The 25,563-nt window shown below is 38.0% G+C and carries 23 protein-coding genes; 17 read left to right on the top strand and 6 right to left on the bottom strand.

All coding sequences use genetic code 11. From position 1 onward, the window contains the following. The first annotated feature begins 26 nt into the window (after positions 1 to 26). From LQU94_RS04630 to sdaAA, 7 genes are all read left to right on the top strand, one after another. Positions 27 to 1,589 (top strand): ABC transporter substrate-binding protein, encoded by a 1,563-nt coding sequence (locus LQU94_RS04630; RefSeq protein WP_230696522.1) that lies wholly within the window; start codon positions 27 to 29, stop codon positions 1,587 to 1,589. 85 nt (positions 1,590 to 1,674) lie between these two features. Next, the gene (locus LQU94_RS04625) at positions 1,675 to 2,601 is read left to right on the top strand and encodes an ABC transporter permease (protein ID WP_230696521.1); all 927 of its coding nucleotides are present in this window, start codon (positions 1,675 to 1,677) and stop codon (positions 2,599 to 2,601) included. A gap of 8 nt (positions 2,602 to 2,609) precedes the next feature. Further along, positions 2,610 to 3,476: a nickel transporter permease gene (nikC, locus tag LQU94_RS04620; protein WP_230696520.1), complete on the top strand. Its 867-nt coding sequence runs from the start codon at positions 2,610 to 2,612 to the stop codon at positions 3,474 to 3,476. 2 nt (positions 3,477 to 3,478) lie between these two features. Further along, complete coding sequence (locus LQU94_RS04615; RefSeq protein ID WP_230696519.1) at positions 3,479 to 4,483, top strand: ABC transporter ATP-binding protein; 1,005 nt, start codon at positions 3,479 to 3,481, stop codon at positions 4,481 to 4,483. Further along, positions 4,458 to 5,264 carry an ABC transporter ATP-binding protein gene (locus LQU94_RS04610; protein WP_230696518.1) on the top strand — a complete coding sequence of 269 codons (807 nt, stop codon included), beginning with the start codon at positions 4,458 to 4,460 and terminating at the stop codon, positions 5,262 to 5,264. The genes LQU94_RS04615 and LQU94_RS04610 overlap by 26 nt, the downstream gene beginning before the upstream one ends. Positions 5,265 to 5,467: 203 nt before the next feature. After that, entirely contained in the window at positions 5,468 to 6,136 is a 669-nt protein-coding gene (sdaAB, locus tag LQU94_RS04605) for an L-serine ammonia-lyase, iron-sulfur-dependent subunit beta (protein ID WP_230696517.1), read from the top strand. 1 nt (position 6,137) lies between these two features. Further along, positions 6,138 to 7,019 (top strand): L-serine ammonia-lyase, iron-sulfur-dependent, subunit alpha, encoded by an 882-nt coding sequence (gene sdaAA, locus LQU94_RS04600; RefSeq protein ID WP_230696516.1) that lies wholly within the window; start codon positions 6,138 to 6,140, stop codon positions 7,017 to 7,019. 121 nt (positions 7,020 to 7,140) lie between these two features. On the opposite strand, the gene nhaC is transcribed toward sdaAA, so the two are convergent. Continuing rightward, on the bottom strand, positions 7,141 to 8,541 hold the full coding sequence (gene nhaC, locus LQU94_RS04595) for a Na+/H+ antiporter NhaC (protein WP_230696515.1): 1,401 nt from the start codon (positions 8,539 to 8,541) through the stop codon (positions 7,141 to 7,143). Between the two features lie 481 nt (positions 8,542 to 9,022). On the opposite strand from nhaC, the gene secG reads away from it, so the two are divergent. Then, on the top strand, positions 9,023 to 9,277 hold the full coding sequence (gene secG, locus LQU94_RS04590; protein ID WP_230696514.1) for a preprotein translocase subunit SecG: 255 nt from the start codon (positions 9,023 to 9,025) through the stop codon (positions 9,275 to 9,277). A 26-nt stretch (positions 9,278 to 9,303) separates the two neighbouring features. After that, positions 9,304 to 11,304, top strand: a complete 2,001-nt coding sequence (locus tag LQU94_RS04585; protein ID WP_230696513.1) for a sodium-translocating pyrophosphatase — start codon at positions 9,304 to 9,306, stop codon at positions 11,302 to 11,304. Between the two features lie 121 nt (positions 11,305 to 11,425). Here the strand turns inward: LQU94_RS04585 and LQU94_RS04580 are convergent, their stop codons facing one another. Further along, positions 11,426 to 12,325: a DMT family transporter gene (locus LQU94_RS04580; protein WP_230696512.1), complete on the bottom strand. Its 900-nt coding sequence runs from the start codon at positions 12,323 to 12,325 to the stop codon at positions 11,426 to 11,428. Positions 12,326 to 12,488: 163 nt separating this feature from the next. Here LQU94_RS04580 and LQU94_RS04575 point away from each other — a divergent pair, with 163 nt between their 5' ends. The 5 genes from LQU94_RS04575 to LQU94_RS04555 are packed head-to-tail and all read left to right on the top strand — an operon-like array spanning position 12,489 to position 18,342. Then, positions 12,489 to 12,944 (top strand): CtsR family transcriptional regulator, encoded by a 456-nt coding sequence (locus tag LQU94_RS04575; RefSeq protein ID WP_230696511.1) that lies wholly within the window; start codon positions 12,489 to 12,491, stop codon positions 12,942 to 12,944. A gap of 12 nt (positions 12,945 to 12,956) precedes the next feature. Continuing rightward, entirely contained in the window at positions 12,957 to 13,526 is a 570-nt protein-coding gene (locus LQU94_RS04570; protein WP_230696510.1) for a UvrB/UvrC motif-containing protein, read from the top strand. Continuing rightward, positions 13,519 to 14,508, top strand: coding sequence for a hypothetical protein (locus LQU94_RS04565; RefSeq protein WP_230696509.1), 990 nt, complete (start codon positions 13,519 to 13,521; stop codon positions 14,506 to 14,508). The genes LQU94_RS04570 and LQU94_RS04565 overlap by 8 nt, the downstream gene beginning before the upstream one ends. Further along, positions 14,508 to 17,000, top strand: coding sequence for an ATP-dependent Clp protease ATP-binding subunit (locus LQU94_RS04560; protein ID WP_230696508.1), 2,493 nt, complete (start codon positions 14,508 to 14,510; stop codon positions 16,998 to 17,000). The genes LQU94_RS04565 and LQU94_RS04560 overlap by 1 nt, the downstream gene beginning before the upstream one ends. Next, positions 16,975 to 18,342, top strand: coding sequence for a DNA repair protein RadA (locus tag LQU94_RS04555; RefSeq protein WP_230696507.1), 1,368 nt, complete (start codon positions 16,975 to 16,977; stop codon positions 18,340 to 18,342). Before LQU94_RS04560 ends, LQU94_RS04555 begins: the two co-directional genes overlap by 26 nt. 18 nt (positions 18,343 to 18,360) lie before the next feature. Here LQU94_RS04555 and LQU94_RS04550 read toward each other — a convergent pair whose 3' ends face one another. The 3 genes from LQU94_RS04550 to LQU94_RS04540 are packed head-to-tail and all read right to left on the bottom strand — an operon-like array spanning position 18,361 to position 20,780. Next, the gene (locus LQU94_RS04550) at positions 18,361 to 18,855 is read right to left on the bottom strand and encodes a dihydrofolate reductase (protein WP_230696506.1); all 495 of its coding nucleotides are present in this window, start codon (positions 18,853 to 18,855) and stop codon (positions 18,361 to 18,363) included. After that, a complete protein-coding gene (locus LQU94_RS04545) occupies positions 18,855 to 20,081 on the bottom strand; it encodes a GNAT family N-acetyltransferase (protein WP_230696505.1) in 1,227 nt (408 codons plus the stop codon). The genes LQU94_RS04550 and LQU94_RS04545 overlap by 1 nt, the downstream gene beginning before the upstream one ends. A 48-nt stretch (positions 20,082 to 20,129) precedes the next feature. Further along, the gene (locus tag LQU94_RS04540) at positions 20,130 to 20,780 is read right to left on the bottom strand and encodes a GntR family transcriptional regulator (protein WP_230696504.1); all 651 of its coding nucleotides are present in this window, start codon (positions 20,778 to 20,780) and stop codon (positions 20,130 to 20,132) included. A 147-nt stretch (positions 20,781 to 20,927) separates the two neighbouring features. Between LQU94_RS04540 and LQU94_RS04535 the strand changes: the two genes are divergently transcribed. Next, positions 20,928 to 22,568: a M20/M25/M40 family metallo-hydrolase gene (locus LQU94_RS04535; RefSeq protein ID WP_230696503.1), complete on the top strand. Its 1,641-nt coding sequence runs from the start codon at positions 20,928 to 20,930 to the stop codon at positions 22,566 to 22,568. A 28-nt stretch (positions 22,569 to 22,596) separates the two neighbouring features. On the opposite strand, the gene LQU94_RS04530 is transcribed toward LQU94_RS04535, so the two are convergent. Further along, positions 22,597 to 23,028, bottom strand: coding sequence for a hypothetical protein (locus tag LQU94_RS04530; RefSeq protein WP_230696502.1), 432 nt, complete (start codon positions 23,026 to 23,028; stop codon positions 22,597 to 22,599). Between the two features lie 164 nt (positions 23,029 to 23,192). Between LQU94_RS04530 and LQU94_RS04525 the strand changes: the two genes are divergently transcribed. Continuing rightward, entirely contained in the window at positions 23,193 to 23,954 is a 762-nt protein-coding gene (locus LQU94_RS04525; RefSeq protein WP_230696501.1) for an alpha/beta fold hydrolase, read from the top strand. An 8-nt stretch (positions 23,955 to 23,962) separates the two neighbouring features. Beyond that, on the top strand, positions 23,963 to 25,513 hold the full coding sequence (gene murF, locus LQU94_RS04520) for a UDP-N-acetylmuramoyl-tripeptide--D-alanyl-D-alanine ligase (RefSeq protein WP_370631505.1): 1,551 nt from the start codon (positions 23,963 to 23,965) through the stop codon (positions 25,511 to 25,513). Positions 25,514 to 25,563 lie beyond the last annotated feature (50 nt).

Raw genomic sequence — 25,563 nt, 5'->3', positions numbered from 1 at the left:
AAATTAAAATGAAATAGGGGGAACTTATGAAGAAGACAAAATTAATTGCTGCCCTATTGGCTATAACCTTGCTTGCCACTGCTTGTGGAGCAGGTGGAAATAATAGCGCCAATACGGGAGATAATACCGCTTCAGCCGGAGAGGGCTCAGGAAAAGATACGCTTACAATTGCTATGCAAGAAGATGCGACAACGTTAGATCCAGTTTTACAAAATAGTATTTATGCGGAAAATGTTGTGCGCCAAATTTTTGATACTTTGTTGGTACGTCTTCCTGATGGAACAATGGAAAATCGTTTGGCAGAATCGATTGAACAAACGGATGATTTAACATACGTTGTTACATTAAAACCAGATGTTAAATTCTCAAATGGAGAAGATTTAACCTCAGAGGATGTTCAATTTACTTTGGAAAGAGCGGCGGAATCAGATTCTTACGCTTACATTTTTGAAAAAATTGATCCAGCGTCTTATGATTCTAGCGATCCATTAAAATTGACATTTAAGTTAAAAGAAGCAGACGGTTCTTTCTTAAATGCTTTATCCCATCCTGCCGTTTCAATTGTAGATAAGAAAACAGTAGAAGAGGCTGGAGACGCTTTTGAACAAAATCCTGTAGGAACGGGTCCTTTTGTTTTGGATAATTGGACAAAATTAGATAGCGTAACTTTAAGCCGCAACGAAAATTATTGGGGCGAAGCGCCAGCTTTTAGTACAATGGTATTCCGCATTATTCCAGAATCTAACAATCGTATGATTGAGTTAGAAAGTGGACAAGTAGATTTGGCTTTAGAAATTGCTCCAAATGATATTGCTAAAATTGAAGAAAATGAAAATTTAGCATTACACAGAAAATTGGATAATTCCATTCATTTTATGGGAATGGATGTAACCCATGCTCCATTTGATAAAATAGAGGCTCGTGAAGCTTTGAATTATGCGTTGGATATGCAAGCCATTGTAGATTCTGTGTATATGGGCGTTGGTAAAGTGGCTACTGGCCCAATCAATCCAAACTTTGATTATTCTATTTCTGACGAATTGCAACCATTTGCAAGAGATACAGCCAAAGCAAAAGAATTGTTTGCTCAAGCGGGTATTAACGAAGGAGATACCTTAAAGCTTTATACTTCTCAAGATCAAGCTCGTAAAGATATGGCTACAATTATTCAATCTCAATTGAGTGAAATTGGGATCAATGTAGAAATTACTTCTTTGGAATGGGGTGCATTTGTAGATGCATTGGAAAACCATGAACACAATATGTTTATTATGAGTTGGACTCCATCGATTGTGGACCCTCATTATACATTGTTCAGCCCTTACCATTCTAAGAATGCTGGGGTAGGACCAAACTATATGTTCTATGCGAATCCAGAAGTAGATGCATTAATTGAAAAAGGAATCCAAGTTACAGGCGATAGCGAACGTGCAGCGGTTTACAAAGAAGTGCAAGAACTTCTTATGAAAGAGTTGCCAACAGTAAGCGCTCTTTATGGAGAACAAGTTATTGGAACGCAAAGCAACGTACAAGGATTTGAAATTGATCCATCTGGTTCTAACGAATATTACCATATTCAATTTCAATAAAAGATAAAAAGAATAGAATGTAACATTTACTGAGGCCCCTATTTAGGGGCCTTTCGTAGATATCCTTTAGAAGGGAGGGGAAACCATGATTAAATACATATTGAGAAGGATTCTATATGTGATTCCAACGTTAATTGGCGTTAGTTTTATTATTTTTGGTTTGCTCTACTTAACGCCGGGAGATGCGGCGGAAGCAAAACTAGGATCTAGAGCTCCCAAGGCAGCCGTGGAAGCTTATCGAGAGGAGCTTGGATTGAACGATCCTTTCCTTGTGCAATACGGCCGTTTTTTAGGAAATGCTGTACAAGGAGATTTGGGAGAAAGTTATATTAATGGAAGAAGCGTAACCTCTTCTTTAATGGACTTATTTCCCGCAACGATTAAATTGACTCTATTTTCATTGTCTGTAGCGGTGATATTTGGTATCATTTTTGGTATTTTGTCGGCAATTTATAAATACACTTGGATTGATCGAATCTCCATGGTGCTTGGAATGGTAGGATTGTCCATGCCGATTTTTTGGTCAGGAATTCTATTTATCTTATTATTTGCCGTAAAATTGCAGTGGTTTCCTAGTTCTGGATTTGGGAGTTTCAAACACCTGATTTTGCCTGGATTTGCCTTAGGTTTTCAGTCTATGGCGGTTATTATGCGTCAAACACGAGGCTCTATGCTAGAGGTAATGGACAAAGATTATATTCGAACCGCTCGGGCGAAAGGCTTGAAAGAATGGTGGATTATTATTGTTCACGCTTTGAAAAATGCCATGATTCCTGTTATTACTAGCGCAGGGTTGTTAACAGGATCTTTACTTGGTGGGAGCGTGTTGACAGAAACCATATTCTCGATTCCTGGAATTGGACGTTTAATGGTATCGAGTATTTCCACTCGAGATTACCCCATTATTTTAGGAGGCGTGCTTCTAATTGCTACAACCTATTCTTTGATCAACTTGCTCGTAGATATTCTCTATGGATTTGTTGATCCTAAAGTGCGTTCTCAATATAAGTAGGTGACGGAATGAATCAAATAACAGAAAGAAAAAAATCTTCTCGTTTGGGAGATTTTTGGAAACAATTTAAGAAAAACAAGATGGCTGTATTCGGTTCCGTTGTCATTCTACTCTTTGTCATTGTGGCGATTTTTGCTTCGGTGATTGCCCCCTATGCGCCAGAAGCCCAAGATTTAATGAACCGATTCCAAAGTCCTTCTTCTGAACATTTTTTCGGAACGGATAATTTTGGACGGGATGTTTTTAGTAATGTAATTTATGGTGCGAGAATCTCTCTATTTATTGGACTTTTTGCTACAGCGATTTCTGTCTTCTTTGGAACAATTATTGGTGCTGTGGCTGGTTATTTCGGCGGTAGAGTAGATAATTTCATTATGCGTATTGTGGATATTTTTCTATCCATTCCCTCCCTTGTTTTAGCCATTGCTATCTCTGCCGCTCTAGGAACGGGGATGTTTAATTTGGTCTTGGCCGTATCTTTGGCTGGGGTTACAAGTTATGCAAGAATTGTTAGGGGATCTGTCCTATCGGTAAAGGAACAAGAATACATTGAAGCGGCACGAATTGGTGGTGCTAAGGATTTGCGTCTGATTTTTCGACATATTTTGCCCAACTGCTTAGGGCCGATTATTGTTCAAGCAACCCTTGGGGTTGGAACCGCGATTTTATCTGCAGCGAGCTTAAGTTTTATTGGTTTGGGGGTTCAGCCTCCTACGCCAGAATGGGGCGGAATGCTTGCTAGTGGACGCCCTTATATTCGAGATTATTCTCATATGACTCTTTTTCCAGGACTTGCCATTGCATTGACGATATTTTGTCTGAACCTATTAGGGGATGGTTTGCGAGATGCTTTTGATCCAAAACAAAGGAGGTAATTATGGATAAAAAAAATATAATTGAATTTAAGAACCTCCATACCTATTTCTATACGGACAAAGGCGTTGTTCGAGCGGTAAACGGGGTATCTTTTGCTATCCCAGAAGGAAAAACCGTAGCGGTTGTGGGAGAAAGCGGAAGCGGAAAATCGGTGACGGCTCTTTCCTTAATGGGTCTTGTGGCCAAACCCCAAGGGAAAATTGTAGATGGAGAAATTTTAATGGATGGCCAGGATATTACGAAATTTTCCAAAGAAAAAATGCGAGAAATTCGTGGTAGAGATTTGTCTATGATTTTTCAAGAACCGATGACCTCTTTGAACCCCTCTTTACGTATAGGGTTTCAACTGGAAGAAATATTTCATCGCATTTTGGGACTTTCCAAGGAAGAGTCTAAGAAAAAATCTTTGGAATTATTGGAAATGGTAGAAATCCCCAATCCCAAAGAAAAAATACGTGCCTTTCCCCATGAACTTTCAGGAGGGCAAAAACAGAGAGTTATGATTGCTATGGCCCTTGCTTCCAAACCGAAGGTCTTAATAGCTGATGAGCCAACAACGGCCTTAGATGTAACCATTCAAGCAGAAGTTCTCGATTTGATGAAGAGATTGCAACAAGAAACGGGAACCTCCATTTTGCTTATAACCCATGATTTAGGGGTTGTGGCGGAAATGGCCGATGAAGTTGTTGTTATGTATGGTGGACGTGTAGTAGAAAAAAATGATGTCTTTGGAATTTTTGATAATCCAGAACATCCTTACACCCAAGGTTTATTAAAAGCGAGACCGACGTTAGAAAATCGTGATCAAAAACTGTACAATATCCCAGGGAATGTGCCCAATCCTATGGATTTAGGCGAAGAGTGTCCCTTTGCAAATCGTTGTACCTATGTAATGGATATTTGTAGAAAACAAGTACCGGAAGAGATCGTAAGAGATGAGGATCACAGAGTTTCTTGTTTCTTATATAAGGAGGGATTGGATGGAAAAAGTTCTATTAAGAGTTGAAAATGTTTCGAAATCCTTTCCCATAGGAAGAAAGACGATTTTTGGAAAAGAACAGCAAAAATTACAAGCCGTAAAAAATGTATCCTTTCAAATAAAAGAAGGGGAAACCCTTGGAATTGTAGGCGAAAGTGGAAGTGGAAAATCTACATTGGCTCGTTGTATTATGCGACTGTATGACGATGTAGAGGGGAAAATTTATTTTGAAGATAAAAATATTTTAGAAGCTTCCAAAGAAGAACTTAGAGAGATTCGAAAAGAAATTCAGATGATTTTTCAAGATCCCTATAGTTCTCTAAATCCTAGAATGACAGCAGGGCAGATTGTTTCGGAGCCTTTGATCAATTTAGGAATAAGGGAAAATATAAAAGAACGGGTTATGGAAACCATAAAACTCTGTGGTTTGGATGAGCATCATTATTATCGATATCCCCATGAATTTTCAGGGGGACAACGGCAAAGGTTGGGAATTGCAAGAGCGTTAATCGTTCAACCAAAGTTGATTGTAGCCGATGAGCCAACATCTGCTTTGGATGTGTCCATTCAAGCGCAGATTATAAATTTATTGGAAGAATTGCAGGAAAAACTAGGGTTAAGTTATATTTTTATTTCTCATAACTTAGCGGTAGTGGAACACATTTCTGATAAAGTGGGCGTTATGCTAAAGGGAGAAATGGTAGAAATGGGAGAGAAGGAGGGAATTTACAAAAATCCTCAACACGATTATACAAAAACTCTTCTAAGAGCCATTCCAGTGGAGCATCCTTCCCAAAGGAAAAGATAAAAAAATGACCGAGAGAAAGAAGAAGGCAGAAGATTCTCTCGGTCATTTTTTTATGAGAAAAGGGATTCATATACCGTAATAACGTGATGAAACAAAGGAAAAACAATGTTTACAAGAAAATAAAATCATGTTACGATACGAAATATAGAAAGTATTTTATTACAAAGTATCAGATAACGATTGAAATACAATGGGAGGATATTATGGCAAATTATCGTGCATTTGATGTTTTAGGGCCAATTATGGTGGGGCCTAGTTCATCTCATACGGCTGGGGCGGCTCGTATATCTAAGGCAGCCATGAATATTTTTAACACGGAAGCAAAAAAGGTAGAGTTTCTCCTACATGGTTCATTTGGAGCTACATATAAAGGACATGGAACCGATAAAGCTTTGTTAGGTGGATTTATGGGGTTTGAGCCTTCTGATGAAAGAATCCAGAGAGCTTTTGAAATTGCGGATGAAAAGGGCATTGAATATAAATTCACACCTTTTGATTTGGGAGAAAAATTCCATCCCAATACAGTGAAAATCATTATTACAAAAGAAGATGGAGAAGAGGAAGAAGTTGTTGGGTCCTCCATTGGTGGCGGAGCCTTTGAGATTGTTCAAATTAACGGAATTGACGTAAAATTTGAAGGAAGATATCCCATGATTCTTTTGCAATATCACGAGCAAAAAGGTGTTATTGCGGAGGTTTCTGGAATTTTATACAAAAACAATTACAATATCGAGTCTATAAATACTTTGAAAGATGAACTACTAGATATTGTTACCTTAACGGTAGAATTGGAAGAGCCCTTAAGGGAAGAGATAAAAAAAGAAATCTTTTCTAGTGGACGCTATATAATAGCAAAATATGTGGGGGTATAAAATGTTAAATACAGCAAAGGAAATTCTTGAATTTTGTGAGAAAGAAAACAAAAGGATTTATGATATTGTTATAAAAGAAGAGGGAAGTATTTCTGGAAAAACCGAAGAGGAAATGCGAGCTCAAGTGGATGAAGTGATTGAAGTTATGGAGGAGTCCGCTCAGAAAAACTTGGATCAGGCCCATAAAACCAAATATGGGATGATTGATGGATTTGCTCATATGACTTATGAATACGCTAAAAACGGAGACCCTATGGTAGGCTCTTTCTTAACGGAAGCAATGGCTATGGCTTTTTCAACTTCAGAAGTAAATGATGCCATGGGAAAAATTGTGGCGGCTCCAACAGCAGGATCGGCGGGAATTATGCCAGCGGCTTTAATGGCGGCAAAGAAAAAATACGATTTTGACAACAAAACACTACAAAATGGATTGTTAACCTTTATTGGAATTGGACAAATCGTGGCAAAATATGCAACCTTTGCCGGTGCAGAAGGTGGATGCCAAGCGGAATGCGGTGCGGCTTCTGCCATGTCGGCAGCTGCCCTTGTGGAAATGCGTGGAGGAACCGTAGAGCAATGTTTACACGCAGCAAGTATTGCGATTGTAAACATTTTAGGGTTAGTATGCGACCCTATTGCAGGATTGGTTCAATATCCTTGTACCTTTAGAAATGCCTCTGGGGTAATGAATGCTATGATCTCTGCTGATTTGGCCATGGCTGGAGTAACTTCTTTTGTACCATTTGATGAAGTGGTAGTGGCTATGGGAGAAGTAGGACGAGCGATGCCTGTGGCCTTAAGAGAAACTGGTTTAGGAGGCCTTGCGGGAACTCCAACTGGTGTGAGAATTCGTGAAGAATTTTTAGGAAAAAAAGAAAAATAAAAAAGAAAACCACGGCAAAAAAGCTGTGGTTTTTTAATGGAAATAAATTTTTGAATCAGAAGTTTTTAGTATTTAGAAACAAAAAAAGAACCTCAAATCTGAGGTTCTTTTTGAATGCTTATTAAGCAGCTTTTTTCTTTTTGTTTGGATCTACGATACCGATTCCTAAGAAAGCTTCAACAGCTGCAACAATTGGGTTTACTAAGTTCAAGAATGCGTAAGGAGCATAAGCGAAAGTAGATACGCCCAATGCAGTACTCATGAAGGCACCACATGTATTCCAAGGTACTAGAGCAGAAGTCAATGTACCAGCATCTTCCAATGTTCTTGAAAGCAAGCGTGGTTCCAATCCTCTTTCATCATATACATCTTTGTACATACGACCAGGAATTACGATAGATAGATATTGGTCGGCTGCTAAGATGTTGATTAAAAGTGAAGTCAACATAGTAGCAACAACTAAAGAACCAGTGTTTACGGCCATCTTTAGAATCAAACTAGCCAATGCGTTAAGCATACCAGTGTGTTCCATAATTCCACCAAATACCATGGCAAGTAAAATCAAGGATACAGTCCATAACATGGAGTCCAAACCACCGCCAGAAATCAATTCGTCTACCGCTTCAACGCCAGTTGCGCCTTCGAAACCGTAGTGAGCAGCGTTAATAATATCCCCAAGATTCGCACCTTGGAAAATAGCGGCTGTAATGCCACCAAGGATAGCACCACAAATCAAACCAGGAATAGCAGGTACTTTAAGCACTACAATAGTGATTACGATCACAGGTGGTAATAATACCAATGGAGAAAGATTGAAAGATTCGCTTAGTGCGCCTTGGATCATAGCGATATTTTCAAGATTCATTTCTTCTCCAGCATATTTTGCGCCAATAATTCCGTATAAAACCAAAGCAATAATTAAACTTGGTGTTGTAGTGTAGAACATGTATTTAATATGTTCGAATAATGTTGAACCAGCCATAGCTGGAGCCAAGTTTGTTGTATCAGATAATGGAGACATTTTGTCGCCGAAGTATGCACCAGAAACGATAGCACCAGCACACAATGGAACAGGTATTCCCAAACCGGTACCTACACCAATAAGTGCAACCCCGATTGTACCTGCAGTTGTCCAAGAACTACCAGTTGCAGCAGCTACGATGGAACAGATGACACAAGTGGCAATCAAGAAGATACCAGGAGAAAGGATGTTCAGTCCGTAATAAATCATAGCAGGAACGGTACCGCCTAGTAACCAAGTACCAATCAAAGAACCTACAACCATAAGAATCAAGCAGGCTTGCATGGCCATTGAAATCGTATTAATGGCATTTTTTTCCAAATCATCCCAAGTGAATCCTAGACCGAATACACCAACAAGACCGGCTGCGATAGATCCGATAATCAAAGGAATATGTGGATCTGCTTCATAAACTAAGATGGCTATTGCCAATGAAGCAACCAAAATTACGATAGGAATCAGAGCATGCCATATCGTCGCGACTTTTCTTTCTTTGTTCATTTTATACACCCCCAAAGTATATAGATAATAGCGTACAACTTTAAGAAATTCCGTTTCTCAAAGTTCATACCTATATAATAAGTGTAAAAAATTAAATTTGCAAGCGTTTTAGTATATAAAAATTACAAAAAACGATCATCACTTTATCACAATTGCCTGAAGACGCATGAAGACTCATTTGTCAAATAAATAATTAATCTTTTCAAAGTCCCAAAACTCAAAATCGATTGTGTTATTAATCAAAATAATGAAATATAATAAAAATGAGGTAGAAAACTGACGGATTTTGGAAAAAGAAGAAAATTGACGGGAATTTTTACAAAAATGTGAACATTTTTATATGAAAAAGATTTTATAAAGATTGCTTAGAAAATTTTCTAGAATTTTATTGTATATGGTCGATAGTCAAGCCGTTTTTCATTGATTTTAACTATAGACTATGGTAAAATTGAAACGTTATCGATATGGATCGAAAAAAGAGATGAATAGAATAGGGAGGTGGGATATGACTATTTTAAGTATACTTTTAGCAATTTCTAGTATTGTCGTTATTGTTTCTGTCGTTATGCAAGAGAGTGAACAAGTTGGATTGGGTACAATAGATGGCAACGTTGGTGGTGGTTCCGATTGGGGCGCTAATCGTGGAACAAGCCGTAAGGAAATGTTGAAAAAGGTTACAATGGTATCCAGTATCGTATTTGTTGTTGTTGCTCTAGCGATTGCGGCAATTTCATAATTATTAAATTAAGGGGTGTATGAAGAATGAATAATATTTCTATCATTGCTTCTATTGTGGGTGTTTTAGCGATTCTTTTTGGTCTTTATAAATATTCTTATATTGCGAAACAAGATTCTGGAAACGAAAGAATGACTGAAATTTCAGGTTATATCCACGAAGGAGCTATGGCGTTTTTAACACGTGAGTACAAAGCGCTTGTTGTATTTGTAATTGTTTTGGCTGTAATTCTTTTTGCAGCAATTGGTTGGCAAACAGCTGTATGTTTCGTAGTTGGTGCTTGCTTTAGTGTTTGCGCTGGTTACGTTGGTATGCAAACGGCAACAAAAGCCAATGTTCGTACAGCAAATGCAGCATACAAAAGTGGAATGGGCAAAGCTTTAGATATTGCTTTCTCTGGTGGTGCTGTAATGGGTCTTTTTGTAGTAGGCCTTGGTATTATTGGTATTTCTATTTTCTACATGGTTTTTGGAAACCCAGAAATCATTACTGGTTTCTCTTTAGGGGCATCTTCTATTGCTTTATTTGCTCGTGTTGGTGGCGGTATCTATACAAAAGCTGCTGACGTTGGAGCGGACCTTGTAGGAAAAGTAGAAGCGGGAATTCCTGAAGACGATCCTCGTAACCCAGCGGTAATCGCTGATAACGTAGGGGATAACGTAGGGGACGTTGCAGGTATGGGCGCTGACTTATTCGAGTCTTATGTAGGTGCTTTATTATCTGTAATCACTTTAGGTGTTGTTGCTTTTGGTGAAGACGGGGTTACTTTTGGTCTTGGAATCGCTGTAGTAGGTATTGTGGCTTCTATGGTTTCTATGTTCTTCGTTAAAGGGGACAAAAACCCTCAAAAAGCTTTGAATAATGGTACTTATATTGCATCTATTATTACAATCATTGCCGCTGGTGTTTTATCCAATATGATTTTTGGGAACTTCACGATGTTAATGCCTGTAATCATCGGTGTGGTTGTTGGTTTGATTATTTCTAAAATTACAGAGTATTACACTGCTGCAGAATACAGCCCAGTACAAAGAATCGCTCGTGAATCTGAAACAGGAGCTTCTACAAATATTATTTCTGGTCTTTCTGTTGGTATGATGTCTACTGTAGGACCAATCATTGTATTGGCTATTGGTATTATCGTTGCTTATAGTTTAGGTGGCGGAAACACAGATGCTGTTTTTGGATTGTATAGTATTTCTTTGGCAGCGGTAGGTATGTTGGCAACAACAGCTTCTACAATTGCTGTAGATGCTTATGGACCAATTGCTGATAATGCTGGTGGTATTGCTGAAATGTGTGAATTGCCAGATGAAGTTCGTGAAATCACTGACTCTCTTGACGCAGTAGGTAACACAACAGCTGCGATTGGTAAAGGTTTTGCAATCGGTTCTGCTGCATTGACTGCCTTGTCATTGTTCGTATCTTATATTCAAGCAACAGGCTTGACTGGAATTGATATTTCTCGTCCATCTGTAATTGCGGGTACATTTATTGGTGGTATGTTGCCATTTGCGTTCTCTGCTTTGACTATGAGTGCTGTAGGTAACGCAGCTTCTTCTATGATCGATGAAGTTCGTCGCCAATTCAAAGCGATTCCTGGAATTATGGAAGGAACAGCAACTCCAGATTACGCTCGTTGTGTAGATATTTCTACATCAGCAGCTCTTCGTGAAATGATTATCCCTGGTGTAATTGCCGTAGTTGCTCCATTATTAGTAGGTTTCTTATTAGGAGCTGAAGCTCTTGGTGGATTGCAAGCCGGTGCATTAATTACAGGTGTACTAATGGCGATCTTTATGAGTAATGCCGGTGGTGCATGGGATAATGCGAAAAAATATATTGAAGGTGGAGTTCACGGTGGTAAAGGTTCTGAAGCCCACAAAGCAGCTGTAACAGGCGATACTGTTGGGGATCCATTTAAGGATACTTCTGGACCAAGTTTGAACATCTTGATCAAATTGATCACTGTTGTATCTTTAGTATTTGCTCCAGTTGTCGTATCAGTTGGAGGAATCTTCCTATAAGATAAAAGAGAAGTCGAGGTTTTGCCTCGACTTTTTTATTGGGAAGAAATAAAAAGAAGAAGTTAAAATGGAAAATAAAAAACCGAGAGCGTTGAACTCTCGGTTTTTTTGTTTGAAAAAATTATAATTCTAAATCTTGGTCCAAAGGAGCTTTTTTTGAAGGGGTTAATTCCATTACCAAAATGGATAAAACCAAAATAATAGCTCCGATTAATTTTCGTAAATTAAAGGCTTCCCCTACAACAAACCATGCTAAAAGTCCTGCAATAACAGGTTCTAGTGTATAAATGACTCCTACATGTGTAGCGGTTGTAAATTGTTGGGCGATAGGTTGAACTACGAAGGAAATTCCTGTACAGAAAACAGCTAGGAATAAAACAGCCATCCAAACAGTGGAAGAAGAAGGAAGAGCAGGGGTTTCAAAAATAAAACTACAAATTAAATTTAGAATACTACATACGATAATTTGATACGTTCCTAGTTGAAGAGGATCTACCGTAGGGATTGCAACGGCTTTTTCTGTAATCAATAGATGATTGGCATAGGAAGCGGCACAGAATAAACAGAGCAAATCTCCCTTTAGATTTTTTGGATTAATTGAGAAATTTTCATCCAAAGTCATAAGAGCGATTCCTATCGTAGCAACCACAACGACAATCCATGCACGAGAAGGGACAGGTCTGCGATAAACGAGCTGCGAAAAAATAGGAACGAGAATAACCGTAATACAAGATAAAAATCCAGCATTGGTAAGGGTCGTATACTTTACGCCGAAGGTAGCGCCCAAATAGACACAGAACAAAACCGTTCCTGTTAAAATGGAATACAAAATCGTAGTAGAGCTAGGATTTTTCATATGTTTGAACTGAGTTAAAAAAATCACGCTAAAACCGACTAGAAATCGGAATGCATTTAAGAAAAAAGGAGAGAATTCTTTTAATGCAATATCGGTTAACAAAAAGCTAAATCCCCAAGTAATAGTAATAAAGAGCAACATCAAGTCGGCTTTTCTTTGATTCATAAAATATCCTCCAGTGAAATATTGTTTCTAATGATTAATTATATCAAATAGTATCATAAAAAAGGAATAGAAAAAGAAGGTCAAATAATAAACCTTGATATTCTTTGACCTTTAATATATAATGAGAAAAGAATGGAAGATTCTATGGAAAGGTTGTGAATGTATGGCACGTCTTAGTAACCATATTGAAGAATATATTCGAGAACTTTTGGCAGAGGCCAATGGACATATAGAAATTCAGAGAAATGTCTTGGCGGAGCATTTTCACTGTGCTCCTAGTCAAATCAATTATGTTTTAACGACGCGTTTTACTCCTTATAAGGGATATTATGTGGAATCTCGACGAGGCGGTGGTGGTTTTATTCGTATTGTACGGGTAGAAATCCAAGATGACCGAGAAGTATTGGAAATGTTTCAAGAAGAAGTCGGGGATAGTTTAACCAAAAATCGCTCGGACGAATTGTTACAAGCGTTAATGGATTCAGAGATTATTAGCGAGAGAGAGGGACGATTGCTTCAAATTGCTTTAAGCGACCGGGCCTTAACTTTGGCAAAGGATGAACGGAATCAATTGCGGGCAGAGATTTTTCAAAATCTATTGCTAGGGATTTTTTCATAAGGAGGTGGAAGGATGTTATGTAATGAGTGCAATAAGAACGAAGCGCAAGTGACTTATTTAACCATTGAAAACAATGAGGTAAAAGAAGTGCATATTTGTCATGAGTGCATTCAAAAGTTTTTAGGAGAAGAATTTCATGTTTCGATTTTCAAGGATCCCAACTTAAATAATTTTATGGAACAAATTTTTTCTTTGTTCTTAAATGAAGAGGATCGAGAAAAGGTGACGGATATTCGTTGTCCAGAATGCAATCATAGTTTGGCAGAATTTAATAAAACAACGTTGCTCGGATGCTCTCATTGTTACGAATCCTTCCAAAAGGAATTAGAGAAAATTGTAGAACATCTTCACGGAACCATTTATCATGAGGGGCATCGTCCCGCTTATATGGGACCAGTGAAGGCAAAGGAAGAAGAGATTTCTCCAAAGACAGAAATAGAGGAAGAGAAAAAGCCAAAGGAAGAGGTTTCTTTGGAAGAGTTAAAGAAGAGATTGGCCCTAGCCATTGAAGAGGAACGGTATGAAGATGCGGCAATCCTTCGAGATGAAATTAAGGGGAGGGAGTCTGAGGAACATGAATGATCAAATTTTGTTAACCAGTCGTGTTCGTTTGGCACGAAATATAGAAGGGTTTCCCTTTCCCAATCGAATCGGTGAAGAAGAGGCAGAAAGGCTAAAGGAGAAAATTTTTCAGACTTTAGATGAAAGGGAAGATTATTGGACCTTTTATGAATTGTCTCGAATGAGTCCTTTGGAAATTATGTATGCAATTGAAGAAAATCAAATTAGCTATCAATTGTTGAAGAATAAAGGAATTAGCTCTTTTTTCACGGGGCCAGAAGGCATTGTGATTATGTTAATGGAAGAGGACCATCTTCGTGTTCAAGATATGCGAAAGGGTCTTCATCTAAAGGAAGAATACAATGTTTTGGCCAAACTCAATGAAGAATTAGAAGAAAAATTATACTTTTCCTTTGATGATACAATGGGCTATTTAACCGCTTGTCCAACCAATGTAGGAACGGGTTTACGAGCATCTTGTATGTTGCATTTGCCTGCATTGGATCATTTTGGCATGGAGAACATTCATCGTTCCATCAATCGGATGGGATTTGTTCTTCGAGGTATGAATGGAGAAGGAACCAAGAGTACAGGGCATATTTATCAAATTTCCAACGAGAGAACCCTTGGATTGAAAGAGGAAGATTTTATTCAAAAAGCCCAATCTCTTGTACTGGAAATTGTAGCTTTAGAAAGAATGAAGAGAAAAGAATTGTACTTGGATCATCTGATTGATTTAGAGGATATGGCTCGCCGATCTTATGGAATTTTGCGAAATGCAAGAATTTTACCTTATGAGGAAAGTTTGGAACATTTGAGCCATGTTAAATTGGGTATTGATTTATCGGTATTGAAAAATGCCAAAGATTTTGATTATTACGATGAGTGCGTTTCCCTAGGGAAGGCACATTTACAAATAGAGAGAGGATCTTATCTCGACGAAAAAAGCGGGAATATTTATCGTGCAAAACGGGCGAGATCCTTAATGAAGGAGGTATTTTAATGGCAATGTTCGGAAAATTTACAGAAAAAAGCCAAAGAGCCATGGTATTTGCTCAAGCAGAGGCGAGGGAACAAGGTCATTCTTACATTGGTTCGGAGCATATTTTATTGGGGCTGCTAAAAGAACCAGGAGAAGCCCAATCGATTTTAGGGCAAGTGGGAATAGAATATAGAATGGCAAAAGAGGCCATATTGGAATTGATTTCCAAGGAGGAAGGCCCAGTAAAAACACTGACCTATACCCCAAGAACCAAAAAGATTTTTGAATTGTCCTTGGAAGCGGCCAATGAGCTAGAACACAATTATATTGGAACAGAACATTTATTAATTGGTATTTTGCGAGAAGGCCAAGGAATTGCTGTTTTGGTTTTGAAAAACTTTGGTGTGGATGTTCAAGTGTTGGAACAATCTATTATTGAGGCCATTCATAATACGGAAAAAGGAAAAGAATCTGCAAGTGGTGGAAAAGGAAAAAAAGAAGAATCTGCCTTGGAAAAATACGGCGTGAATCTAAATAAGCGAGCTAAAGATGCCAAAGTAGATCCTGTGATTGGACGACAAGAAGAAATTGAGCGTATCATTCAAGTGTTAAGTCGTCGTACAAAGAATAACCCGGTTTTAATTGGAGAGCCAGGCGTTGGAAAGACAGCCATTGCAGAAGGTTTGGCTCAAAAAATTGTAGAGGGAAATGTTCCAGATATTATAAAAGAAAAGAAAATTTACACCTTGGATGTTTCCGGATTGATTGCAGGAGCAAAATACCGGGGAGATTTTGAAGAACGCTTAAAAGCAGTGATTAAAGAAGTGGAAGAGCGAGAGGACGTTATTTTGTTCATTGACGAAATCCACGTAATCATTGGGGCTGGGGCCGCAGAGGGAGCTATGGATGCGTCAAATATTTTGAAACCTTCTTTAACCAAAGGAGATTTGCAAATTATTGGTGCTACAACCATTGATGAATATCGAAAAGATATTGAGAAAGATCCGGCCTTTGAACGTCGTTTGATGCCAATTATGGTGGAAGAGCCAAGTGTAGAAGAAACGATTCAAATTATGGAGGGAATTCGAGATAAATACGAAGCCCACCACAATGTAAAAGTAAGCGATGAAGCTTTAAGAGCGGCGGCGGAACTTTCCGACCGATATATTAACGATCGATTTTTGCCGGATAAAGCCATTGATTTAATTGATGAAGCGGCGTCAAAAATCCGTGTAGAAAATTTCAAAAGTCCAGAAGATTTGAAAGAATTGGAAGGGAAATTGGAAAAACTTTCTAAGGAAAAAGAAGAAGCCGTAAACAATCAAAATTTTGAGCAGGCAGCGAAACTTCGAGATGAAGAAAAAGAATTAAGGGAAAACTTAGAAAATAAGAAAAAAGATTGGGATCGCCAAAAACACGACAAGAAAATGGTGGTTGGATTCGAAGAAATTGCAGAAATTGTCAGCGATTGGAGTGGCGTTCCTGTTACGACAATGAATGCAGAAGAAAGCGAAAAACTTTTGCATTTGGAAGAGGAATTAAACGATAAAGTCATTGGGCAAAAAATGGCGGTAGAATCGGTTTCTCGTGCCATCAAACGAGCAAGAGTTGGGCTAAAATCACCCGATAAACCAATCGGTTCTTTTATTTTTGTTGGGCCAACGGGAGTGGGAAAAACCTATTTGGCAAAGAGTTTAGCAGAGTCTTTATTTGGAGATGAAGACGCGATGATTCGAATTGACATGAGTGAATATATGGAAAAGCATTCAGTGTCTCGCTTAGTGGGATCCCCTCCAGGATATGTAGGTTACGATGAAGGGGGCCAATTGACAGAAGCCGTTCGCCGTCAACCTTATAGTGTAGTGTTGTTTGATGAAATTGAAAAAGCACACCCAGACGTTTTCAATATGTTGCTACAAATTTTAGATGACGGTCGATTAACAGACGGCCAAGGACGTACCATTGATTTCAAAAATACGGTATTGATTCTGACTTCCAATGTAGGGGCGACTCTTTTGAAGAAACAAAAAACATTAGGATTTGGAGCGCCATCAAAAGAAGAAACGGCAGCTTATGACAAAATGGTGGATACAATCAATCAAGAACTAAAACGAACTTTCCGCCCAGAATTCTTAAATCGAATCGATGATATTATTGTCTTTAAGTCCTTGGAAAAAGAGCAAGTTTCAGAAATTGTAGCCTTGATGCTAAAAGAGTTGGAAGAACGATTGGAAGATTCAGGATTCCACATTTCCTTTGCACCAAGTGTGGTAGATTTTGTTGGAAAAGCTGGATTTGACGAAGAATATGGTGCAAGACCATTGGAACGCTCGATTCGAAAACACATTGAAGATCGTTTAGCAGATGAAATTTTATCTGGAAAAATATCCAAGGAAAATAAAATCCGAATTGATGTAAAAGATGAGGCTCTTGTATTCATTCCAGAAGAAAAGGAAGAAAAATTAGAAGCAATCGAGGAAGAAGAATATGGCAAAGAAGAAGAGCAATTATAGATGTAGCCATTGTGGCTATTCTTCAGCAGGATATTTTAGCAAATGTCCTTCTTGTGGCTCTTGGAACACTTTGGAGTTGGAGGAAGAAAGTTCCCACAGCCGTTCTGGAACAAAGCGTTCGGTAAAAACCAAGCGATTGAGAGAAGTGGAAGGAACGGGGAAAAGAAGATTTTCTACCAGTTATACGGAATTTGACCGAGTAATGGGTGGGGGAATTTTAGTAGACGGCGTAACAATTTTGGCGGCAAAACCCGGCGCCGGGAAATCGACCTTGCTTTTTCAAATTGCCAACGATTTGGGGAATCGTGGTTTAAGCGTTCTCTATGCTTCTGGGGAAGAAAGCGAAAGCCAAATTAAGGAGCGCGCCCAGAGAATTTCGGAAGAGATTTCTGAAAATGTTTGGATTTACGCTGGCAATTCTATGGATGATGTATTGAATCAGATTCATGAACTAGATGTGGATGCGATTATTTTAGATAGTATCCAAACTTTTACCCTAGAAGAATTTCCAGCACGTGCCGGTTCTCCGACACAAACCATGGAATGTGCCCATGCTTTAGTAGAAGAGGCAAAAGATCCCAATCGCCCAAGAATGGTGTTTTTTGTAGGACAATTAACCAAAACAGAATCTTTAGCGGGGGTTCGCGCTTTGGAACATTTGGTAGATACTGTTTTGTTTATTGATCACGAAATGAATGGGGAACTTCGAGTATTAATGGCCACGAAAAATCGTTTTGGCTCCACAGGAGAAATGGGATTTTTCCATATGGATGAAAACGGGATGACCTCAATTGACAACCCGTCAGAATATTTTATGACCGTAAGAGAATCTGGAGAAGAGGTTTCAGGAAGTGCCCTTTCCATTGTGCGAGAGGGAACGCGGCCTGTCATTGTGGAAGTGGAAAGTTTGGTAAGCAAATCCTATGGTGCTTATCCTCAAAGGATATCGGAATGTTTGCGAAGGGATCAATTGGGCATCTTGCTTTCTATTTTGGAAGAACGGGCACAAATTCCCTTTTACGAAAAAAATGTAGTTCTAAAGACTACAGGAGGCATTAAATTAAAAGAAAATGCCAGCAATTTAGCCGTTCTTATGAGCATTGCTTCGGCCATAAAAAATCGCCCCATTGATAATGGGACGCTATTTATTGGAGATGTTGGATTGACGGGAGAAATAAAAACCGTACCTTCTATGGAAGCAAGAATTAAAGAAGCCTCACGAATGGGATATAGAACCCTTTATACAGGGAAATTGCCAGAAAAAATCAAAGAAAAAGAATATGGAAAATTGAAAATTGTAGAGAAACGAACGCTAATTGAAGTAATTCGAGAAGTTCTATAAAAAAGAAAGTCACAGATTTTATTCTGTGACTTTTTTTCTTCTCCAATATTCAATGGTGCTTTTGTAGGGCTTTTGGGTTAGAGGAGTTTCTTTTTCTAAAATCCAATCGCCCTCTTTTTGTAAGTCTGGGATAAAACGATCGGCACCTTCTATAATGGTGTGTACTCGAGTTAGGTAGGCAGAATCCAAACAGCCCCAAAGAGATTGGATTAAGGTTACCCCTCCAATACAAAAAACCTTTTTTTCAGAATCTACGTCTTCCAAAAGAGAGAATAATTCTTCAAGAGTTTTTACAAAATACAAATCTTCTTCTTCATCTAGAGGATTGGAAGTGAGAACAATGTTTGTTCGGTTGGGGAGCTTTCCTGTATTTTCAAAAGTTTTTCGCCCCATAATAACAATTTGTCCCGTTGTCATTTTCCGAAAATGATCAAGATCCTCTGGAATGAAAAGAATTTGTTTCCCCTCTTTTGCAATGGCATTTGCCTGATCTACCAACAATAGAACAATCATTATTCTACAATGGGAAAGATTTTTGCACTACGTTCGCCGCGGTGATATTTTTTCAAACGTTCTCGAACGCCTTTTTCATCTTGAGAATAGAGAACCAGTTCTCCTGTTCCGCCTAAAATATTACTTAGATTTTTATCCATCATTCCGTAGCGTAAAGAGCGAACGACTACATCGTTGACTGGAACAATTTTTAATTCACGATTTAAGCTATCTTCCAAATATTGCTGAATATCTCGAAGATCCAAACCAGATTGGAAAGAAGGAAGAAGAACGGTATCAAAATCGATTTCTTTCAAATCTTCTAATTTTTCTGCTACAGAATGGTAGAAAGGACTATCCAAACCAGCAAAGGAATCCACATAAGGTACCTCAAATTCCATCATAGTAAGATGAACAGAAGAGTCTAAATCCATTAAAGATTTTTCAAAAACGCCGTTTTCCAAAACTTTTGGAGGAGCCAAAAGCAAAATCTTCTTATTTTCGGATAAATCCAAAGCTTTTTTTGCCAATTCTTCAGGAAGATTTACGGATTCTTCCATATTAAAACGGCCGGGTGCATAAAGCAAAGGAGAGATAACAGAATATTTGAATCCACCATGTAGGGTATTTTCTGCAAAGTTTAGCCACATATCGTTGTCTTCTAAAAGTTCAATAACAAAGACATCTTCTTGTGGGAAGGATTTACGAATTTCGGATAGCAACGTATATCCATCGTTTTTCAAAGTAACCAAAGCAATCGGGTTCATTTGTTTTTCTTCAAAAAGAGGAAGATGGTTGCGAGTTTCTCGCTTTTTATAATCTTTTTCCATACGAAGAAGCAATACATCGGTTTCGGTTTCGGTTTTTGCTTCAAATTCGTAGCCGTTTTTTTCAAAGAAAGGCATGACGCTGCGGCGACTTTCCAAAACAATGGTTTTTGTATCTTCTTTATCCAAATGGGCTTCCACAAAAGACAAAAGAGCACTTCCGTGGCCGCGGCCTTGATAGGTTGGCTCAATGGCAATATCTTGGATTCGAATGATTTCTTCTGGAAGATAGCGATAAGAAGCTCCTCCAATTAACAAACCATCATCGTACAAACCATAAAAATAACTTTCAATGTCGGAATATTGAACTTCTTGGTTCACATCTTTGTTCCAAGGTTTGTAGATTAAGCGATTGCGAATTTTTAATAAACGGTCATATTCTTCCCCAGCGTAAGGAATCGGTTTTGCATAAATAGCCATAAGTCCTCCTAACTTTTATAAAAAAACAGAGGCCTCCCTCTGCTTCCTTTATTTTGCTTTATTTCCCAAATCATGGTAACGAAAAGCCCAGTGTTCTTTCACAGTGAACTCTTCCAATTCTTCAAATTTCTTTTCCTTAAACATACGAACAATTTCACGATGTTGTTGATTGGTATCTTTTAACATTTTGCGCATTTCTTCATCTTCTCCAAAACCATAGCCTTGGCGAATGAAACGTCTTTGCAGGCGAGAAATGGTGTTGATTAAAGTATCGTTATGAGATTTTTTCAAATAGGTATAATGAAATTTTTCTTGTAAAGTATAATATTCATTAAATTGGAAATGATCGATATGGAAGTCCATTAAATCAACCAAATCGTCCATATTTTTATAATCTTCTTCCGTTAAATTATCCATTGCCAATTCTACAGCCAATCCATCCAGATGGGCAAGGACCGCATAAATGTTTTCGCCCTCTTCTTGGGTCATAGGTTTAACACGGAACCCTCTACGTGGGGCAGATTCCAAAAATCCATCGGCAGCCAATTGAATCAAAGCTTCACGCACAGGAGTCCTAGAAATATTCAATTGTTGGCAAATATCCTGTTCATTTACTTTTTCGTTGGAATCCAATTTACCTAGGCGGATTTGGTCCGCAATAAAGTTGTATACGTGGTCTTTTAATGATAGAAATTCCATCTTTGCCTCCTAGATTAATATATAGTACAATAGTAACACTACGAAAATCCATTGTCTACAATTCAATATACATTGTATGAAATATTTTTTATATTACGGAAAAATTTCAACTGTATATAAACGAAAAAAGAAAGGATAATATTTATTATGGTAAGAAAAAATAGAATTGAAGAACTTGCAAGGGAATATGTTTCAGTAAAAACCCATACAGGTACGGAAATGGAACGAAATGCAGAAGCCTTTTTTTCTTCTTACTTTGAAAATATACCCTATTTTCAAGAAAATAAAAGACATAGGGGGTTCTATCCTATAAAAAAGGATCCATTGAAACGAAATATTTCTTGGGCTTTTTATAAAGGGCAAGGAGAAAAAACGGTAGTCCTAATCCATCATTCAGACACTGTGGATACGGATGATTTTGGATTGTATAAAGACAAAGCTTACAACTTGGATCAAGCGAAAGAAGTTTTATCCCAAGGGAAGCTACCTTTAAGTAAAGAGTTAAAAGAAGATTTGTCCCAAGAGAAATGGTTTTATGGACGAGGAATTTCCGATATGAAAGGCGGCGGATCCATTCATTTGGCTCTATTGGAAGAATATGTTCAAGAAGAAAATTTCAAAGGAAATATTTTGCTTTTGGCGGTTCCAGATGAAGAAAATTCTTCTGCGGGGATGCGTTCGGCTTCTTATTTAATGAAAGAATTAAAGGATAAATACAATTTAGAATACGTTGTAATGTTAGATGTGGAGCCCCATGAACGTTCTGATGAAGAAAAGTTTACCATTTACGATGGCAGTATTGGAAAGATGATGCCTATTTTCTTAGTACGAGGAAAATTGGCCCATACGGGACAAATTTATGCTGGATTTAGCCCCATTCATCTGTTGTCGGGGATTGTGAGAAAAACAGAATTGGATCCACAATTTGTAGAAACAAGGGGAACAACCACAACGCCTGGGCCAACTTGGCTTTATATGAAGGATCGAAAATACGTATACGATGTCTCCTTGCCTTTAACGGCGGGAGGATATATGTCGGTTCTTTCTTTGAGCAAATCTCCTTTGGAAATTATGGAAACGTTGAAAAAAAGTGCGGAAGAAGCTTTTGCAGAAGTGATTGCGGATTCCAAAGAGCGATACAAGCCTTTTAAGGAAACCTCTGCCATTACCTATGGAGAAATGGAATACGAGCCCATTGTCTATACTTTTGATGAATTGTTGTCTTTGGTAAAAAGCCAAGAAGGAATTTCTCTCGAAGAATTGGAAGAAAAAGAGGATGCCATAGTTAAAGGGATTCAAGAGGGAGAATTTGACCGAATCGAAGGATCGTACCAATGGATGGAATATGTATTGTCTCAATTGAATCACAAAGAACCATGTGTAGTAATTGGAATGGCAGCGCCGTATTATCCGGCAGTAAACAATGGGGATTTACCAAGTAAAGAAAAAACAGATGCGTTCCTAGAGGACTTTGCAAAGGAATTAAAAGATGTCTATGGAATGGAAATGGAAGTACAAAATTATTTTACGGGAATCTGCGATTTAAGCTATGGAATGTTTACGGCCTCAAAAGAAACCATTGATTATGTGGAAAACAATTTAATGTTGTGGGGAAAAGATTACGAGATTCCCCTTCATTTGATTAAGGAAATGTCTATGCCTGTTTTCAATATTGGACCATGGGGCAAAGAATTGCATCGCTATGGAGAAAGAGTGTATCAAGAAGATTTATTAGAAAAAGTGCCACATATGGTGGATTTCACCATTCGAAAATTTTTAGAACAATAAAAAAGAACCGGCTGTTTGTGCCGGTTTTTTATTTTCCTTCTTTTTTGAAAAAAGCCCACAAAAAGAGTAGGCCAGACAATGCCATGGCAGAGCCAAGGCCAGGATAGAAAAATCCTAAAAATTTGTCGGAAAAGATGCCTGTAGATTGTAAAAATCTGCCAAAAAAACTCATGAAAATCATCATGAAAAAGGTGGGTTTTGCAAAGCAGTGGTAAATGGGCATATGGGATTTTTTATGATTTTTAACTCGTGCAATTTGTTTTCGGGTTACTTTTCGAAAAATCAAAAAGAAAAAGAGAGAAAAAACAATCAGGATATAAAGAATGGAAAATATTTTTTCTTGTCCTTGTAAAAGGGAAAAATAAGGGATTCCCATTCGAAAGATCATCGTGCCCAATAAAAAGAAAATGGCCCCTGCTATGGCCAAAAGATTGTTTTTCGGAATTTCATACCATTTCATCAATTTTGTCCTGTTCTATTTTTTTCGTTATATTCTACATATATGTATATATCTATACCCAAAAAGAAGAAAAAATTGTCCGAAGAATTTTTTCTGTGAATCCCTAAATCTTTTTGAAAAAAGCTGTGATATAATAGAAGAGACGCAAAAAAGGAGGTGTCATAATGGAAAAAGAATATTTAGAAATCGACGGCTATTCCATTGCCTATTTGGACACCAAAATTGGCGAGGAAATTTGTTATGTATTACATGGTTGGGGCGCGAACATTGAATCGGTTACGCCTATTATAAATAGTTTGAAACAGAAATATCGTGTGATTTCCTATGACGCCTACGGCCACGGAGATAGTGAAGAGCCAAGGGATGTTATGGGAGGAGAAGAATACAAAGACCTCCTTGTAAAAATTGTAGAACATTTTGGGAAACCGGCGTGTTTTGTAGGGCATTCCTTTGGAGGCAAGACCTTGACGCTATTTGCTTCAGAATTTCCAGAATATGTAAAAAAATTGGTTTTAGTAGACGCTTCAGGAGTTTTACCAAAAAGAGGGATGGATTATTATTGGAAAGTCTATTCCTTCAAATTTCTCCGAAAAGTTTACAATACTATCTTTTTTTGGAAAGATCCCTCTGAGCGGATGAAATCTTTTTATAGTAAATTTGGCTCTGACGATTACCAAAATTCTCAAGGCGTTATGCGAAAAGTTTTTGTGAAAGTGGTAAATGAAGAAACAACGTCTCGCTTTTCTCAAATTACGGCGCCCACGCTTTTGATTTGGGGCGATAAGGACGATGCGACGCCTTTGTATATGGCAAAAGTTTTTGAAGAAAAAATTCCAGATGCTGGCTTGGTTGTTTTAGATGGCGGGCATTATAGTTATATTGATGATTACGGAACGTTTCAAGCCGTCATCAACTCATTTTTATAGGAGGAAATATGGTTGGATTAAGTGAAAACCTCCATTTAGTGGAAGTTTTAATCTGTGTTGTCATTGGGTTGATTACCTTTTTTATGGCAAAAAAACGTGCTCTATATCCATTGCATATGTTGCAATTGGAGGGGTACGACAATGAAGAATACAAACATTGGATTGAAGAAAACAAAGGAAAGATTCACCGCTTGGTGTACAAAAAATCTTCCGAAGAAAAAACCCCTTTGGTTATGACCGATCGTGCGAAACGTCTTTATCAAAGCAATAATATTTTGATCGTTACTTTGATTTTGGTGGTAATGCTTGTACGTTTTGGACTGTCTATTTTTAACGCATGGCCAACCATTTTTGCTATCTTAGCTTTTTTTGCCATTTATTATTTCCAATACATTGTGGTAGCAAAGGCCAACGATTGGAATGCACCAAAGGAAAAAGCCATTAACGACGGATTTTATAATTCGGCACAAAATAAAATATTGGCCTTAAAAGAACAAAATAATTTGCAGGTAGTTGGAATTACGGGAAGTTTTGGAAAAACCTCTACAAAATTTATTACCAACACCATTTTGTCCGAGTCCATTTCGGTTCAAAATACGCCTTCTTCTTACAATACGCCAATGGGTTTGTCTAAGATTATTAACAACGAATTGGACGCAACCAAAGAAGTATTTTTAGCGGAATTAGGAGCAAAAATTCCGGGAGAAATTGCCGAGGTGGCGGAGTTGGTTCAACCGAACATTGGTGTGATTACAGCCATTGGTCCAACGCATATGCATTTGTTTAAGACCATTGAAAACATCCAAAAAACGAAGTACGAATTGATTGAGTCTTTAGGACCAGATGGAATTTCCATTTTCAATTACGACAACGATTATGTGAAACCATTGGCCGATAAAACAGAAATACGCAAAGTTTTATATGGTATGGAAAATATTGAAAACTTAGATGTGTATGCCAAAGATATAGAAGTAGGAGAAAGAGGATCTACCTTTACTTTGGGAATCAAAGGAATGGGAGAAATCTCCACTACCACTTCTCTATTAGGGGCTCACAATATTTCCAATGTATTGGCGGGAGCATCCATTGGCTACGTTTTGGGAATGACTTTGGAAGATTTGGCCAATGGAATTCAAAAAGTGGAACCAGTGGAACATCGCTTAAACATTGTAGATGGTGGCACAGGGGTAATTGTTATTGACGACGCTTTCAATTCCAATCCAGTTGGAGCAAGAGCGGCTTTGGATGTATTGGGTGCTTTCCAAAAGGGAAAGAAAATCATCGTAACTCCAGGGATGGTTGAATTGGGAGATATGGAAGAAGAAGAAAATTTCAAATTGGGAGAATACATGGCAAATGTAGTAGACTACGCCATTTTGGTAGGTCCAAAGCGGACGAAGCCCATTCAAGAAGGGCTGAAGAAAGCAGGATTTCCAGAGGAAAAAATGATTGTTTCCTTAAATTTAAGCGAAGCAACTCAAGCTCTAGGCGGAATTACCGCTGTAGGGGACGTTGTGTTATTTGAAAATGATTTGCCAGATTCTTATAATGAAGAATAAACAAAAACGGGTAGAATGTAATTTCTATCCGTTTTTTTGTAAAAAATTTT

Origin of the sequence: Peptoniphilus sp. KCTC 25270 (genome assembly GCF_021012875.1) — a bacterium.
In the GTDB taxonomy this organism is placed as follows: domain Bacteria; phylum Bacillota; class Clostridia; order Tissierellales; family Peptoniphilaceae; genus JAJMZJ01.
The sequence above is the reverse complement of the archived record's forward strand: the minus strand, read 5'-3'. Positions and strand labels throughout refer to the sequence as shown.